Source organism: Oceanobacillus sp. FSL W7-1281 (assembly GCF_037969835.1).
Taxonomy (GTDB): Bacteria; Bacillota; Bacilli; order Bacillales; family Amphibacillaceae; genus Oceanobacillus; species Oceanobacillus oncorhynchi.
In genome coordinates this window covers 18,237-34,267 of sequence record NZ_CP150214.1, presented here as the reverse complement: position 1 = coordinate 34,267, position 16,031 = coordinate 18,237, and the positions used below count along the sequence as shown (strand labels likewise).

Sequence of the window (16,031 nt, the reverse complement as noted above, 5' to 3'; positions counted from 1 at the left end):
GTTTGCAAAAATTAGCTTAGAATTTAATTTTTTTATGATGAATAAAAAGGTTCGTCTAAAATTATAGAACTAATGTTCCTGTTATGATATAATACACTAAGATACTCACAGTAAGAAGTTAAACGGTGGAAGGTACCATCTCCTATATGAAAGGAGGTGATGCCTATGGCTACTTTTGACGCCTTATCTTTAATGATCAGCTTTGGCTTGCTTATTATAGCCATTCTTTCATTTCATGATAAAGACCAAAAGTAAAAAAACCACCCTTCGCTTGCCGGCAAACAGGGTGGCTTCATTGTCACTTAAAACAGCCTTCCCTCTCTGATGGAGAGAAATCACTGTGTGTATTTTCCGGGCAGCATATGGTTGCATGCTGCCCTTTTTTATATCGTATGCTTTGCTATAGAAATTATATCATATCCCTTGTTTCTAGTACAATTTTACCTGTAAAAAGAAATTCGTACGAGGAATCATCCTTCTATCCGTCTACATTCATCACTGCTTCTTCGGATAAGCACGCTTATATTGTCTTGCCGGATCCATCGTATCCCCCAGCTGTTCACTTGCCCGAATGGCCCAATAAGGGTCTTTCAGCATACCGCGGCCAATCGCAACCAGGTCCGCATCGCCATTTCCGATAACAGACTCTGCCAGCTCCGGGTCTTCTAAAAGGCCGACAGCAATCACCGGCATATCCAGCTCTTCTTTAAATCTGCGTGCAAATGGAAGCTGATAGCCTGGATTGGTGGCTGGTTTTTGCTTTCCTGGAGGTGCTTCTCCGCCGCTGGAAATATGGAACATATCCACACCAGCCGCTTTATATTTTTTGGCAATTTCTAATGCATGGTCTATATCATAGCCGCCATCCATGTATTCTACAGCTGAAATTCGCATCAGAAGCGGCATATCTGCAGGAATCACATCTTTCACAGCACGGATAATTTGTACCCCAAAAAAGGACAGCTCCTGATACTCATCCTCTCTCTGATTAATTAACGGAGAATGAAACTGATGAATCAAATAACCGTGTGCTCCATGCAATTCAATTGTATCAAAACCAGCTTCGACTGCCCGTTTTGCTGCATCCTGAAATTGTTGAATCGTTTCCCGGACCTCATCTGTCGTTAAAGCACGAGGCATTTTATCATCCTCTGTAACAGGAATTGCCGATGGAGCAACGGGCGGGTTCGCATCCTCAGCCTTTCTTCCGGCATGCGCAATCTGAATACCGATTTTAGCACCCTGCTTATGAACGGCATCAACTATTTTTTTATAAGCCGGAATTTGTTCGTCTGACCAGAGACCAAGATCGTTATCTGTAATCCGGCCATCCGGATCGACATCTGTCATTTCAACTAAGATTAATCCGGCACCGCCCACTGCACGGGAGGTATAATGAACAAAATGCCAATCGTTTGGAATCCCGTCCTTAGCATCTACTGAATACTGACACATTGGAGCCATGACAACTTTATTTTTCAAGGTTAAATTTTTTAATGTAAAAGGTTGTGTTAATTGAGCCATTTTTACACCTCGCTTGTAAATTTTAAGTAATTCATAGCATATGCTTTCTTATGATTCAGTGCAAATAATCTGTTTATCCCGCTATATTTTTGCATAAAAAAAGAACTGCATTCACAGTTCTTTTCTTTCATATGTAACGTGCACCTGCTTTCGATGGAGTGACCATATGCGCTACGTAAGTTCATGGCTCAGCCCAGGTTTCCCTGCGGCACACAAGAATGACCACTTACTGCTGCTTCCTTCCGGACCTGACAGGGTTCATGGGTTCCTGTTGCGCAGGACCCGGACGTCAACACCAATTCCTTACGTCTGACCATACAGTCATCCCACCTCGAGCAGGAATTCGGCCTCGCTATAGCGGATTGCGAGTACAGGGCACCGCTACCTCCCCGCTTAGCACGTATTTATTATTATAGCTTCCTCGTCCTAAAAATGCAATGAAAAAAGTATCTTTTCCAGTGCCGGCTCTATTCTCCCGCCTCAGCACCCTTTTCATTCTTCTTTTGACGCAGCTCTTTAAAAAAATTCTTTAAAACCGTACTGCATTGTGGTTCAAGCACACCAGATTTCACCTCGACCTGATGGTTAAACCGCGGTTCCTCCAATAAATTCATTAAGGTTCCCGCACAGCCTGCTTTCGGGTCACTTGCTCCATAGACTACACGCTTTACTCGTGATTGAACAATTGCTCCGGCGCACATAGGACATGGCTCTAATGTAACGTATAGGGTGCAATCCTCTAATCTCCAGCTGCCGACTTTTTGATTGGCATCCTGAATAGCAAGAAGCTCTGCATGAGTTAGGGTAGTTTGCATGGATTCACGCAAATTAAAGCCTCTGCCGATAATTTCTCCGTCCTTCACGACCACTGCGCCAATGGGGACTTCGTTTAACATCCAAGCTCTGCGTGCCTCCTGCAGAGCAGCTGCCATATACTTTTCGTCCTGGCTTACAGATATTTCTTCTGTCATTTTTATCACATCACTTTATTCTCGTTTTAATAATTGTTTAGCGGGAATACTATATTAACTGATTTCTTTAAAAAGGAGAAGCTCATGAATATAACACCAGAGAACACAGCACTTGTTTTTGTCGACTTAATCAATGATTTTAAATTTGACGGCGGTGACAACCTTCTTGCAAATACAGAAGAGATTCTCCCAAATTTAATTAATTTGCGTCACTTCGCCAAAGAAAAGTCGATACCTATTATCTACGTTAACGATCATTATGGCTTATGGCAAGCAGATTTCCGGGAGATTATCAAATATTGTAAAAATGAAAAGAGTGAGAACATCATTGAAAAAATCAAACCGGATGATGACGATTATTTCCTAATTAAACCACAACACTCCGCCTTTTTTCAAGCACCCTTACACGCTCTTTTAACAGATTTAAAACGAACACATCTTATTTTGGCAGGGATCGCCGGCGATATTTGTATTCTGTTTACGGCAAAGGATGCCTATATGTATAAATTCAGCCTTTCCATTCCTAAAAACTGCCTCGCCTCCGAGGGAGTGGATAATAATAACTATGCGCTTTATTTAATGGAATCGGTCATGGATGCAGATATTACAGCAATTTAGCATATTACTTTCTCCCCCTTCATATAGTGAGTAAGAAGCACTCTGAAGGGGGTTATTAGTTTGCAAATATACGTCGTTGAACAAGGAAATACGCTGGAGCAAATTGCAGATACATACGGTTCCTCCGTTCAAGATATTGTCAATGCGAATGAACTAAATGCACCTGACCAATTAGTTATCGGGCAAGCACTTGTCATTCCCATTGTCGGAGAGTTTTATTTTGTGCAGTCTGGTGATACACTTTCTTCCGTGGCGGCTCAATTTAACATCCCTGTGGAGGAATTAGCAACAATTAACGGATTAAATGCAAATCAGATTATTTATCCTGGACTTCGCCTATACATCCCGCCTGCTCCAAAAGAACCGATTACTTCCAATGCCTATGTCGAACCAATGGGAGAGGAGGTTTCCCAGACATTAGAAACAGCAGCAAGCACGTATTCGCCTTTTTTAACGTATCTCACTTTATTTAGCTACCGCGCTAATCGGGATGGTACACTGACAGCTCCGCCAACAGGGAATCTTATCACCTCCGCACGAGCAAACGGCGCCTCCATTGCGATGGCCATTACCAATTTAGAAGAAGGAGCCTTCAGCTCGGAGGTCGGGCATATTATTTTAACGGTGCAGGCTGTCCAAAACCGGTTATTAGATGAGATTATTAATATCGCAACAGAACAAGGCTTTCGTGATGTACATTTTGATTTTGAATTTCTTCCATCAGATGATAGGGAGGCTTATAATACCTTTTTGCGTACCGCAAAGGACCGCCTTTCCCAAGCTGGGCTGCTGATTTCAACAGCGCTTGCTCCAAAAACGAGCGCAGAGCAGACAGGGCAATGGTATGAAGCACATGATTACCGCGCCCACGGAGAGATTGTTGATTTTGTTGTGTTGATGACTTATGAATGGGGCTACAGCTACGGTCCACCGATGGCTATTTCACCTCTCAACTCCGTCCGCGATGTGGTGGAATATGCTGTCTCTGAAATTCCATCAGAGAAAATTTTACTCGGTCAGAATTTATATGGATATGATTGGACGCTTCCTTTTGTAGAAGGAGGAGAAGCGGCACGGGCTATCAGTCCGCAGCAGGCCTTTCAAATTGCCTGGGAGAATAATGTTGCGATTCAATATGATACCACAGCCCAAGCACCCTATTTTATGTATGCAGACGCCTCCGGACAGGAGCACGAGGTTTGGTTTGAGGATGCCCGTTCGATCCAGGCTAAATTTGATTTAATCCGTGAATTTCAGCTTTTAGGCATTTCTTATTGGAAATTAGGACTGTCCTTCCCGCAAAACTGGCTGCTTTTAAATAATGAATTTGATATTCGAAAATTAGAGGAATAAGCAAAATATGTACATAAAGAAGAGTGCTTTGAAATTGGTTTCAAAGCACTCTTCTTTATTTTTAATTATACTTTTTAATTTAACCAAGCACTTTCACAGACTCACGATTAAACGCTGGAATATCATCTGGTGTACGGCTTGTTACTAATTGATTTTGACAAACGACAACTTCTTTATCCTGGAATTTCGCACCTGCATTTTCTAAATCAACTTGGATTGATTTAAAGCCTGTTGCTCCACGTCCATCAAGTGTTTTTGCAGTGATAAGAAGCTGCGGTCCATGACAAATGGCCATAACTGGTTTCTTCTCATCCATAAAATGTTTTGCAAATGCAACGAAGCGGTCATCTGCACGAAGCATGTCTGGAGAGAAACCGCCAGGAATAAATAATGCATCAAAGTCTTCTGGTTTTACGTCATCAATACCTTTATCGATAGTTACTTTTGTATCTTCTGATTTGCCTGTTACGGTATTGCCTTGTTCTTTTTCAATCGTAACCAGCTCATGACCAGCTTCTTCCAATGCTTTTTTAGGGTCTGTATACTCTACGTCTTCAAATAAGTCTGTAATAACTGTTGCAATTTTTTTACCCATGAATTATTCACTCCTTTAATATTGGTTACATCCTATATCTTCCCAAGTAAAATTTATTTCAAACATACGAAATGATATTTTTTAGGAGTGTATTGTTTCTTTATTTACTCAACTTTTCGCACATTAAAAAGTAACTTCATTTCTATAGAAACAGGAGTTGACCGTACCTTGGATAACTCCCTCGATAAATAATAGAAGTTGAAGAGTAAAGCACCGCTGCGGCGGACCATTTTGCTTTCCGACGTACAAATGTTTTCGATGGAACGAGTAATCGCAGTCCCAGGACGCCGGAAAGCGGAGTGGTTGGTTGCAGGAGCTATACACCTTTACCAATTCCTAAAAGGCCGGATATTTAACCAAAAAGCAAGCATGATAATGGAGAACATGTGCATCTTGAAATAGCAAGATATATATGCTTATTCTTAGGTGTTAAAGTTGAGTTATTTAGTATGCTGCATGATGCTTTTTGTATGAATTGCTATCCGTCTATTCTTTTATATTTTCGCTTCAATTTCATTTGTACGTAAAAATAGTGGCTTCTCATTTAACGATACAAATGAGAAGCCACTATGTTCATTTTATAAAATATTTCCTGCCTTTTTACAATAGACGGATTACTCCTCTAACGTCGAAGTATCTCCTGTCGGCAGCCCTAATTCCCATGATTTTAACAGACGGCGCATGATTTTACCGCTTCGTGTTTTAGGGATAGAGTCTTTTACTTCAATTTCTCTTGGTGCAGCGTGTGCACTTAATTCTTTTTTAATAAATTGACGGATTTCTTCCAGCAGCTCATCACTTTTTTCATGGCCCGGGTTCAAGGTAATAAATGCTTTAATAATTTCTCCGCGCTCTGGATCCGGCTTACCGATAACTCCCGCCTCTGCAACAGCCGGATGTTCAATCAGCTTGCTCTCGACCTCAAATGGTCCGACCCGTTCTCCAGATGTATTGATAACATCATCCAAACGCCCCTGGAACCAGAAATATCCATCTTCATCACGATATGCACTATCTCCGGAGACATACCATCCATTAATAAAATAACTCTCATATTTTCCTTTATTGTTCCAAACCTCGCGCATCATGGCCGGCCATCCCGCTTTGATTGCTAAATTACCCATTTGATTTGGAGGGATTTCATTTCCTTCATTATCGACAATGGACGCCTCTACTCCAGGGATTGGTTTCCCCATGGAACCAGGTCTGATTTCCAGTGACGGGATGTTTACAATCACCTGTGCACCTGTCTCTGTCATCCACCACGTATCATGAATACGTAAATCAAATGCTTTTAATCCCCATGTAATTACTTCCGGGTTTAATGGTTCTCCTACACTCAAAATATGACGCAGCGCAGACAGGTCATATTCTCTGACCTTCTCTTCGCCATGACTTACAAGCATCCGTAAAGCTGTTGGTGCAGTATACCATACGGTAACATGATTATCCTGCAACGTTTTATACCAATCATCTGGAGAAAAACGTCCGCCGCGAATCACATTTGTCACTCCATGCAGCCAAGGCGCAAAAATACCATAGCTTGTTCCTGTAACCCAGCCCGGGTCTGCTGTACACCAGTAGATATCATCCTCTTCTAAATCTAATACCCATTCTCCTGTAGCGTAATGCTGAATCATAGCATTATGCACATGCAGAATGCCTTTTGGTTTCCCAGTGGAACCAGATGTATAATGTAGCAGCATGCCATCTTCTCTATCCACCCAAACAATATCAAAATCTGTGGATGCCTCATTCATTTCGGAATCGAAGTCAATATACTGGTTTCCTTCTTCCTCATGCGCACCCACTAACACGATTTTTTCTAAATTTGGCAGTCTATCCTGCGGGATACGATAGAGTAAATCAGGAGTTGTTACTAATACACGTGCCTCACTATTCTCTAAGCGGTCACCGACCGCCTGCTCCATAAATGCCTCAAACAGCGGCCCTGCAATTGCTCCGATTTTTAAAATACCGAAAAATGCTTGATAGAACTCCGGACTTCTCGGCATAAAAAGAAAAACACGATCTCCCTTTTGCACATCGTATTTTTTCAATACATTTGCGAATTGGTTACTTTGGAGACGAAGTTGCTCAAAGCTGACTTTTTCTTCTCGATTGGGATCTGAATATAGTAATGCGATTTTATTCTTCTTATCCGGATTATCAGCATGTCTATCAATTGCTTCATAGGCCATATTCACTTTTCCTGTTTCATACCAGGAAAAGTTCTTCTCCACACTTTCCCAAGAAAATGTTTTTCGAAAATCCTCGTAGTTTTTTAAATTATGATTGCCTTCACGTGCCGGTATTGCTTGCATATCCATCTAATCACCTCATTCATCTTAATTGGAAACGATTACAAATAGAATTAAAAAAAGGGTTAAAATATTTTGTTAACTATTTCTATTTTAGAACATTCTGTGACATTTTTAAAGAGTTTGTTTCTAATTTTACAAAATAAAGGAGATATTCCTATAATGGATACCTGCTAGCCCATGGTTTACAGCAATTTATCAGGATAGAAAATAATTAAGTAGAGAACATGCACAGATTATCTGTTAATTAACTTCAGACCCTATAGAATCAAAAAACATACCAAACAGAGAAATCCGAACCATTATCAATATTCTCTCGTTAGAATACAAAATGGGTTCGTATTTCTCTGTTTTTAAATGATTTATGCTTTCTGTGCTTTTTTCTCTTTTCGTCTTTCCCGCTCAGATAAAATATATGCACATGCCGCATCTCCAGAAGTATTCAGAGCGGTTCTTAACATATCCAGAATACGGTCAATACCAATAATTAATGCAATTCCCTCAACAGGTAAACCAACCTGATTCAGAACCATTGCCAGCATGATTAAGCCAACACCCGGAACACCTGCAGTACCCACACTTGCCAGAGTAGCTACAAGTACGACCATTAAAAGCTCTGTAAAGGTAAGCGGTAAGTCATATACCTGTGAAATAAACACAGTAGCTACAGCCTGCATAATTGCTGTACCATCCATATTAATAGTGGCTCCAAGCGGCTGTACGAAACTGCTAATTTCTTTCCTAATCCCCAGATTTTCCTGCGCTGTTTTCATTGCTACAGGAAGAGCTGCATTGGAACTGGACGTACTGAACGCTACTGTCATTGCAGGGAAAAATCCTTTAAAGAATTGAATTGGGTTCCCGCGTCCCAATAGCCAGATAGCCAGGGAATAAATAATTAAAGCATGCAGAAACAATCCCCCAATAACAGTTAACATATAGCTCAACATTGAACCAAGTGCATTCAGCCCGGCGCCGCCGATTGCTGAGGCAATTAATGCAAAAGCACCGTATGGAGCAAATCGCATAACTAACATAACGAGCCAATTTAAAATTTCATTTGCTTGTTCAAATAAATTATATATTCCTTTTGTTTTATCACTTAAATACGCCAGCGCGATTCCTATAAAAATAGCGAAGGCGATGATTTGCAGCATTTCTCCTGAAGACATTGCCGCTATCGGATTCTCAGGAATGATATTAATAATCGTCTCCATAATTGGCGGCGCTTCTCCTGGTGAATAACCATCAAGATTAGATGTATCAAATATTCCTGTTGTTCCTGGCTTAACTATATAAGCTAATACTAAACCTACGCTGATAGCAATCGCAGTAGTTGTTAAGAAAAAAGTAACTGTGAAAACACCAATTTTACCTAGTTTTGCTGGATCACCAAGACCTGCTGTCCCTAAAACAATAGATACAAATACGAGAGGAACGACTAACATCATAATAAGATTAATAAATATTTGACCAACCGGGTCTAATACATATTTGTCGAGAGGACCAAAAAAACTTTCAGGTGTATAAGTCAGAGCTATACCAACAACTGCACCAGCAATTAAAGCAATTAATATTCTTCTCGTTAATTTTTTAGAATCCATATACCTTCTTCCTTTCACTATGTTCGCAGGTAAAAAAATATCCATCTGAAAAACAAAAATTTATAGAGATTCTCATCTTACTTAAGACTAGTCATTATTTACTCTTGATAAACTCTTAGCTTTCATTGGATATAAACATAGATTTATTAGATTTTCTTTCTTTGCAGTTGAGGCGACTGCATTTTACAGGGATTTTTTTTATTTGTAGGGCAAGTATGATAAATTCTACCATAATTGTTAGGTACTTGAATAGTATTTTTTCATGTCATTATATTCCATGACCCTTAAAGATTTCAAAGACTTTACCCTTATTTTTATTTGATAAAACGTATTTTTTGATCCAATAAAAAACTACCTCCTTAATGAATGAGGAGATAGAACCCGAATTACGTATTATAACAGGATAAAATACATTTCGATTGAGAGATTTTTCTTTGAGGGGATAGCTATGCGGCGCTTTATGATATTCATATTATTCAAGCTCTTCGAGGTATCGTTTTTGTCTAGGGTGTATAAAATCTCTTCCTTTTTTATTTTCGTTTATAAAAGCTCTTTGCATTTATTTAATGCATCATTTAACTCCTTATCAAATAACATTTTTACATCAATTTCTAATGCATCTGCTATTCTTTCCAGGGTATCTACATCTATCTTTGTTTTTCCCTTGGAAATATTGGTATACCAGGCAGGAGTTTTAGAGCATTTTTTTGCAATTTGTGTCTTCGTTATTTGTTTTTGCTGTCTGATAAATTCGATTTTCTCATGTATTTCCACTAAATCACCCCATCCATCTTTTGGTTTTTATACTTTAAATTATAATTAAGCGTTTTGCATAAGTCAATATACGAAAACAATAAAATTTGCATTTCGCTTAAAAATATTATTGTTTTTATTAAAAATGGTATTATCTCTATATTGAGGTGGATACTATGAAAATTCTTTCCCAAAGATTAAGAGAAGCACGAGAAAAAGCTGGATTAAAACAAATTGAAGCTTCGAAACTTTTAGGTATTTCAAATGGTACTTTATCTGGTTATGAAAGAGAATATCGTGATCCGGACACAGACACGTTACATAAAATGGCTAATTTATATGGTGTTTCCGTAGATTGGCTTTTAGGTAAATCTATGTCTTCCTCAACAAAAGATACTTCCCGGCCGGAGCCGATGTCAGAGCAAGATACATTGATGTTCCATAATTGGAAACGAATGACAGAAGATGAGAAAGAAGAAGCTTTAAATGTGATACAATATATTTTATACAGAAAGAAAACAAATAACGATAACGCCAATCAAAATGACTAATGCTAATTTATACTTCCATAAGCAATATAAAAACAGGTGTACTTGCTGCACCTTATTTTTAGCACTTCAAACCGAACTTATATTCTTATTGAAGGTGGGAAATCAAATGTACTATTCAGATGTAGAAAAGTTTGTCGAAGCATTATACAAGCAGTTGAATATCCAGACTCCGGCAGAGCTCTCCATTTCTTCTATTGCACAAGCTTTAAATATTGAAATTATTTATGCAGCATCTGTCAGTATGCGGATAGATAACTATATCGTACTTCCAAATACTTCCCGGCAAAATATATGGCAATGCTTTGGGCATGAATTATGCCATTATTTTTTCCATGAAGGAGATCAGCGTTTTATGCATTCCCTTTTTGTCGACCTGCAAGAAAATCAAGCCAATCATTTTGCATATCATTTTTGTATCCCGACATTTATGCTGGATCAGCTTCAAATCGAAAATGTTTATGATATCCTGCAGCATTTTCCGGTGGAATTTTCCTTTGCACTGCACAGACTGGAGATGTACCATAATAACCATTTTTCTCTGTATGAAAAACCCGCTTCCTATCTCACAGGGTAAAAAAATAGACCTTGTTTTCTTTCCCACAGGCAAGAAACAAGGTCTGCGAACTTAAAATACAACATGTACAAAAAGGACAATGAAAAGGAATTTTTGAATATCCTCTTAAAAGAAATTTAGTACGATTATTCCACTGATAATCATAATAACAGCGATAATCCTTCTTTGATTAATTAAATATTTCGGCAAGTTAAACAGCCCAAAGTGATCAATTAACAGCCCCATGATAATTTGTCCTAAAATAGCAGCCATCATCGTTAATGTAACACCCAGATAAGGCATTAAACTGATATTTGATGCGATATATGCTGCGCCGAGTGCACCCCCGGCAAAATGCCAAGGCTTTAATTTAAAATCTCCAGAAATACGTGTTAACTTTACTCCTTTATTCACCATCATCGACAGAATAAATAACACAGCGGTTCCTACAATAAATGAAATAAAAGCAGCATAAATAAAGGAATCTACTTCATAACGCAAGGCGCTATTGATTGCTGTCTGCAGCGGCGGCATCATTCCTGTACATATCCCGAACAGTACCCACAAACGGGAATGAGTCTGCGAAACGCCGGGATTTTTTTTCGCATTCATATATACAATTCCGGCAATTAAGAGAAGAACACCAACGATATGCATAAAATGCAACGGCTTTACCTCTGCACCGAACCAGCCAAAGGTATCGATCAAAATACCAATCACCATCTGTCCTGTTACGGTAACAATAACCGTTAATGCTGCACCAATTTTGGGCAGTAAAATAATATTCCCTGTAAGAAAAATTACTCCAAGCACACCGCCGGTAAACCAGACATAAGAAAAGGATTGATCTGCAAAAAATGATACTGTAAATTTGCCAGGGTCTATCATAAGATTAATGAAGAATAAAATAATACTTCCAGATAAAAAGGAATAAAAGGAGGTCGGCAACACCGCTTTAGTAAACAAAGTCAGCCGATTATTTACTGCTGTCTGCAGCGGAATCATCATTCCTGCAATTATTCCCAGAACAATTATTACATACAAAAAAGAAACCTTCCTTCTAAAAACCGTAATGTATTTATTTTAAGCAAATATATAGCAGAAAACAATACACTTGCTCCGTCCCCCCAATCCAAAACCAGGTATTTATTAAAAAAGGCTTGGAACGAATGTTACTATTTTATAAAATCCACTTATTTCCCAAGCTTTAAATTTGAACATTTTAAGAACTTCCTTTATTTGTGAAGTATTTCACTTGTTTTATTTTCTGAAACCGTTATAATAAAAATAGAGGTTATTGTGAATTTATTCACAATTAATTAAGAGGAGGGTTTTTGTTATGAAAGTAGCAGATGAAATGGTAAAAAGAGTCCCTTGGGATGGTTTCGTTGATGGTAACTGGCAGAAAGAAATTGATGTTCGTGATTTTATTTTACAGAATTATCATTTATATGAAGGAAATGAATCCTTCTTAACAGGTGCAACCCAGGCAACCAAAGATCTGTGGGAGCAAGTCATGCAATTGACCAAAGAAGAACGGGAAAATGGCGGCGTATATGATTTAGATACCAAAATTGTATCCACAATCACCTCTCATGGCGCTGGTTATTTAAATAAGCCCTTGGAAAAAATCGTCGGCGTGCAAACAGATGAGCCTTTCAAACGTGCTTTAATGCCATTTGGAGGTATCCGTATGGCCGTAGCTGCTGCAGAATCCTATGGCTACAAAGTAGATGATGACGTAGTCCATACCTTTACAGAACACCGGAAAACGCATAACCAAGGCGTCTTTGATGCCTATACACCCGAAATCTTAAAAGCAAGAAAAGCAGGAATCATCACCGGGCTTCCAGATGCATATGGCCGCGGACGTATTATCGGAGATTACCGCCGTGTTGCCCTGTATGGAGTAGACCGTTTAATTGAAGAAAAGAAAAAAGACCTGCAGCTGATTGGTAACGGAACGATGACGGATGATGTTATCCGCGACCGGGAAGAAACCTCGGAACAGATTCGTTCCTTAATGGATTTGAAAAAGCTCGGAGAAAAATATGAATTTGACATTTCCAAGCCAGCAACAACTGCACAGGAAGCCTTCCAATGGCTCTATTTAGCCTATTTAGCTGCCATTAAAGAGCAAAACGGGGCTGCTATGAGTCTTGGCCGTGTTTCTACATTCTTAGATATTTATATAGAGAGAGATATTGAAAATGGGGTTATGACAGAGGAAGAAGCGCAAGAACTTGTCGATCATTTTGTAATGAAGCTGCGTCTCGTAAAATTCGCAAGAACACCAGATTATAACGAATTATTTAGTGGAGACCCAACTTGGGTAACAGAATCATTGGCAGGAATAGCGGAAGATGGACGTCCGCTTGTAACAAAGAGCTCATATCGTTTTCTGCACACATTAGATAACTTAGGACCGGCGCCAGAGCCAAACTTAACCGTACTTTGGTCTGCCAAACTGCCGGAAAACTATAAAAAATATTGTGCGAAGATGTCCATTAAATCAAGCTCAATTCAATACGAAAACGATGATATCATGCGCCCGACTTACGGAGATGATTATGGAATTGCCTGCTGTGTATCTGCAATGCGTATCGGTAAACAAATGCAGTTCTTCGGTGCACGGGCAAACCTGGCCAAAGCACTTCTATATGCAATCAATGGCGGTGTAGATGAAAATCTAAAAATGCAGGTAGCTCCAAACTATGCACCAATCACCTCAGAATATCTTGATTACGACGAAGTAACGGAGAAATATGATAACCTCCTAGATTGGTTATCTGGTTTATATGTCAACGCATTAAACATTATCCATTATATGCATGATAAATACAGCTATGAGCGTCTGGAAATGGCGCTGCATGACCGGGAAGTATTACGGACCATGGCTTGCGGTGTAGCAGGACTATCCGTGATTGTCGATTCCTTAAGCGCCATTAAATATGCGAAGGTAAAAACGATTCGTGATGAAGACGGACTTGTCGTTGATTATGAAATAGAAGGCGACTATCCGAAATACGGCAATAACGATGATCGCGCAGATGAAATCGCTGTGAATCTCGTAAAAGACTTTATGAATAAAATTAAGAAACATCATATGTATCGCAATGCTACACCAACACAGTCTATCCTGACGATTACTTCCAATGTGGTTTACGGGAAGAAAACAGGAAATACACCAGATGGACGAAAAGCTGGAGAACCTTTTGCACCAGGAGCAAACCCATTACACGGACGCGATAAAAATGGCTCATTAGCTTCTTTAAGCTCCGTTGCTAAATTGCCATATAAATACGCACTGGATGGTATCTCTAACACCTTCTCCATCGTACCAAAAGCGTTAGGAAAAGATGAAGAAACAAGAAAAACAAACTTAGCCGGTATCCTCGATGGCTACGCAGCAAAAAAAGGACATCACCTAAACATCAATGTCTTTGACCGGGAAACCTTATTAGATGCAATGGAGCATCCGGAAGAATACCCGCAGCTGACCATCCGCGTCTCTGGATACGCAGTAAACTTTATTAAGCTGACAAGAGAACAGCAAATCGATGTCATTAACCGGACCTTCCATGAAAGCTTGTAAGGCCATTCTGTAAGAAGTGAATATCAAGCGCTCATTAAATAACTTGAGCGCTTGATGCTGAATTATTTTCAGCATATGAAGTGAGGGGGAAAAGTATCATGAAAGAAGGAAGAATTCATTCAATTGAAACGTGTGGAACTGTAGACGGACCTGGATTACGCTATGTTATCTTTACCCAAGGCTGTTTATTACGCTGTCAATTTTGTCATAATCCGGATACGTGGAACATGGGGGCAGGAAAGAAAATGTCTGTACAAGAGCTGGTGAAGGATATTAAGGGCTATCTCCCATTCTTCCAATCTACCAATGGAGGAGTGACTGTCAGCGGCGGGGAGCCTTTACTTCAGGTTGAATTTTTACTGGAATTATTCACCGAACTGAAAAAATCAGGAGTACACACAACCATTGATACTTCTGCCGGATGCTTTAACCGCTCTCCTCACTTTATAAAAAATTTAGATAAAGTATTGGAATTAACTGATTTGGTTTTACTTGATTTAAAGCATATCAACGCTGCAGCGCATAAAGAGCTCACCGGTCTGTCCAATGAACATATTCTCGACATGGCCCGCTATTTAGACGAGAAGAAAGTGCCTGTCTGGGTCCGTCATGTACTTGTTCCCGGCGGCAGCGATAACGATGCACATTTACAGCAGCTCTCCAATTTTATTGCAACGTTAAATAATGTCGAAAAAATAGAAGTGCTGCCGTATCATAAATTAGGTGTCTATAAATGGGAAAATCTTGGTTTGGACTATCCGCTGGAAGGTGTAGAACCACCGACAGAGGAACGAGTGAAAAACGCCGAAGATATTTTGAATCGGGTGAAAGTGATATAGCGATAAGGAATCCATTGCTGTATCCTGCCCTTTATATAGATGAGATGGATGGAGCCGCTTCTTTTTAGGAGCGGCTCCATCCATTATTATCGTCTAAAAAACATCAATAATTGTCTTCTTTATAAAAAAACGACACCCTTCGGAAATCTTGTCATAAAACAAACAAGAAATCGAAAAATGACGTCTGCCAGTTTATATAATTTTCAAGGAGAAACCATGCCCAGTAATGTAACTGGAAAACATCAACCTCTGTATAACAAAACATTACGCCCCCGGCAGGATTCGAACCTGCGGCACATGGTTTAGGAAACCAATGCTCTATCCCCTGAGCTACGGGGGCTTTAGACATAATCAAGCAATGAAAATCGCCGAATTATGCTTCATTATCCGCTCATCCAAAAATAAACGAACAATCGTATTATACTAAACCTTATCTATTTTGGGAAGCATCGTGTTTCACTTTATTTTTTCCCTGCCTTCTGCAATCTCGTCCGATAAGGAATCGACAGGACGTGAAGAATCATCAGCAAACAGCCCATGAGAATAATTTCTACAGAAGACAGCCTTAGCAGAAAGGCCAGCCCTAACAGAATAGGAATGGCTAATAAAGGGAGCCAGCCGCCTTTTTTACTTGCATTATAATAATTTTCTTTGCCGCAGTGCGGACAAATCATTTTAATCTTAAATACCTGCTTAAAGGTCTGTCCATAACTCCATCTTTTCCCGCAATAACTGCAGTCCGGTGTATGCATCT

The 16,031-nt window shown here is 39.5% G+C and carries 15 protein-coding genes, 1 tRNA gene and 1 other RNA gene; 7 read left to right on the top strand and 10 right to left on the bottom strand.

The window, feature by feature from the left end; translation table 11 throughout:
• The first annotated feature begins 165 nt into the window (after window positions 1–165).
• Window positions 166–255 carry a putative holin-like toxin gene (locus MKX55_RS00155; RefSeq protein WP_226894862.1) on the top strand — a complete coding sequence of 30 codons (90 nt, stop codon included), beginning with the start codon at window positions 166–168 and terminating at the stop codon, window positions 253–255.
• Between the two features lie 240 nt (window positions 256–495).
• Here MKX55_RS00155 and MKX55_RS00150 read toward each other — a convergent pair whose 3' ends face one another.
• The 3 genes from MKX55_RS00150 to tadA all read right to left on the bottom strand — a co-directional run bounded on the left by MKX55_RS00150 (window position 496) and on the right by tadA (window position 2,495).
• Window positions 496–1,524 (bottom strand): NADH:flavin oxidoreductase/NADH oxidase, encoded by a 1,029-nt coding sequence (locus MKX55_RS00150; protein WP_339235301.1) that lies wholly within the window; start codon window positions 1,522–1,524, stop codon window positions 496–498.
• A 136-nt stretch (window positions 1,525–1,660) separates the two neighbouring features.
• An RNA gene (ffs, locus tag MKX55_RS00145) (signal recognition particle sRNA large type) lies at window positions 1,661–1,926 on the bottom strand.
• 65 nt (window positions 1,927–1,991) lie between these two features.
• Window positions 1,992–2,495: a tRNA adenosine(34) deaminase TadA gene (gene tadA, locus MKX55_RS00140; RefSeq protein ID WP_339235299.1), complete on the bottom strand. Its 504-nt coding sequence runs from the start codon at window positions 2,493–2,495 to the stop codon at window positions 1,992–1,994.
• Between the two features lie 90 nt (window positions 2,496–2,585).
• On the opposite strand from tadA, the gene MKX55_RS00135 reads away from it, so the two are divergent.
• Together MKX55_RS00135 and MKX55_RS00130 are read left to right on the top strand one after the other, a co-directional pair.
• On the top strand, window positions 2,586–3,113 hold the full coding sequence (locus MKX55_RS00135; RefSeq protein ID WP_289585123.1) for an isochorismatase family cysteine hydrolase: 528 nt from the start codon (window positions 2,586–2,588) through the stop codon (window positions 3,111–3,113).
• Between the two features lie 60 nt (window positions 3,114–3,173).
• The gene (locus tag MKX55_RS00130) at window positions 3,174–4,466 is read left to right on the top strand and encodes a glycoside hydrolase family 18 protein (RefSeq protein ID WP_339235297.1); all 1,293 of its coding nucleotides are present in this window, start codon (window positions 3,174–3,176) and stop codon (window positions 4,464–4,466) included.
• A 79-nt stretch (window positions 4,467–4,545) separates the two neighbouring features.
• Here MKX55_RS00130 and MKX55_RS00125 read toward each other — a convergent pair whose 3' ends face one another.
• The 4 genes from MKX55_RS00125 to MKX55_RS00110 form a co-directional block, all read right to left on the bottom strand.
• Window positions 4,546–5,061, bottom strand: coding sequence for a type 1 glutamine amidotransferase domain-containing protein (locus MKX55_RS00125; protein ID WP_339235295.1), 516 nt, complete (start codon window positions 5,059–5,061; stop codon window positions 4,546–4,548).
• Between the two features lie 614 nt (window positions 5,062–5,675).
• Window positions 5,676–7,391 (bottom strand): acetate--CoA ligase, encoded by a 1,716-nt coding sequence (acsA, locus tag MKX55_RS00120; RefSeq protein WP_339235293.1) that lies wholly within the window; start codon window positions 7,389–7,391, stop codon window positions 5,676–5,678.
• Window positions 7,392–7,744: 353 nt separating this feature from the next.
• Entirely contained in the window at window positions 7,745–8,986 is a 1,242-nt protein-coding gene (locus MKX55_RS00115) for a dicarboxylate/amino acid:cation symporter (protein WP_339235290.1), read from the bottom strand.
• A gap of 540 nt (window positions 8,987–9,526) precedes the next feature.
• Window positions 9,527–9,760 carry a helix-turn-helix transcriptional regulator gene (locus MKX55_RS00110; protein ID WP_042528610.1) on the bottom strand — a complete coding sequence of 78 codons (234 nt, stop codon included), beginning with the start codon at window positions 9,758–9,760 and terminating at the stop codon, window positions 9,527–9,529.
• 155 nt (window positions 9,761–9,915) lie between these two features.
• Between MKX55_RS00110 and MKX55_RS00105 the strand changes: the two genes are divergently transcribed.
• Window positions 9,916–10,290 carry a helix-turn-helix transcriptional regulator gene (locus tag MKX55_RS00105; protein ID WP_339181257.1) on the top strand — a complete coding sequence of 125 codons (375 nt, stop codon included), beginning with the start codon at window positions 9,916–9,918 and terminating at the stop codon, window positions 10,288–10,290.
• Between the two features lie 106 nt (window positions 10,291–10,396).
• The gene (locus tag MKX55_RS00100; RefSeq protein ID WP_339235288.1) at window positions 10,397–10,864 is read left to right on the top strand and encodes an ImmA/IrrE family metallo-endopeptidase; all 468 of its coding nucleotides are present in this window, start codon (window positions 10,397–10,399) and stop codon (window positions 10,862–10,864) included.
• 105 nt (window positions 10,865–10,969) lie between these two features.
• Here the strand turns inward: MKX55_RS00100 and MKX55_RS00095 are convergent, their stop codons facing one another.
• Entirely contained in the window at window positions 10,970–11,887 is a 918-nt protein-coding gene (locus tag MKX55_RS00095) for a DMT family transporter (protein WP_339181252.1), read from the bottom strand.
• A gap of 295 nt (window positions 11,888–12,182) precedes the next feature.
• Between MKX55_RS00095 and pflB the strand changes: the two genes are divergently transcribed.
• The gene (gene pflB, locus MKX55_RS00090) at window positions 12,183–14,438 is read left to right on the top strand and encodes a formate C-acetyltransferase (protein WP_339235285.1); all 2,256 of its coding nucleotides are present in this window, start codon (window positions 12,183–12,185) and stop codon (window positions 14,436–14,438) included.
• Window positions 14,439–14,536: 98 nt separating this feature from the next.
• Window positions 14,537–15,277 carry a pyruvate formate-lyase-activating protein gene (gene pflA, locus MKX55_RS00085; protein WP_339235283.1) on the top strand — a complete coding sequence of 247 codons (741 nt, stop codon included), beginning with the start codon at window positions 14,537–14,539 and terminating at the stop codon, window positions 15,275–15,277.
• Window positions 15,278–15,544: 267 nt separating this feature from the next.
• Here the strand turns inward: pflA and MKX55_RS00080 are convergent.
• Together MKX55_RS00080 and MKX55_RS00075 are read right to left on the bottom strand one after the other, a co-directional pair.
• Window positions 15,545–15,617, bottom strand: a tRNA-Arg gene (locus MKX55_RS00080).
• Between the two features lie 121 nt (window positions 15,618–15,738).
• Window positions 15,739–16,029, bottom strand: a complete 291-nt coding sequence (locus MKX55_RS00075; RefSeq protein ID WP_193063781.1) for a TIGR04104 family putative zinc finger protein — start codon at window positions 16,027–16,029, stop codon at window positions 15,739–15,741.
• Between the last annotated feature and the right edge of the window lie 2 nt (window positions 16,030–16,031).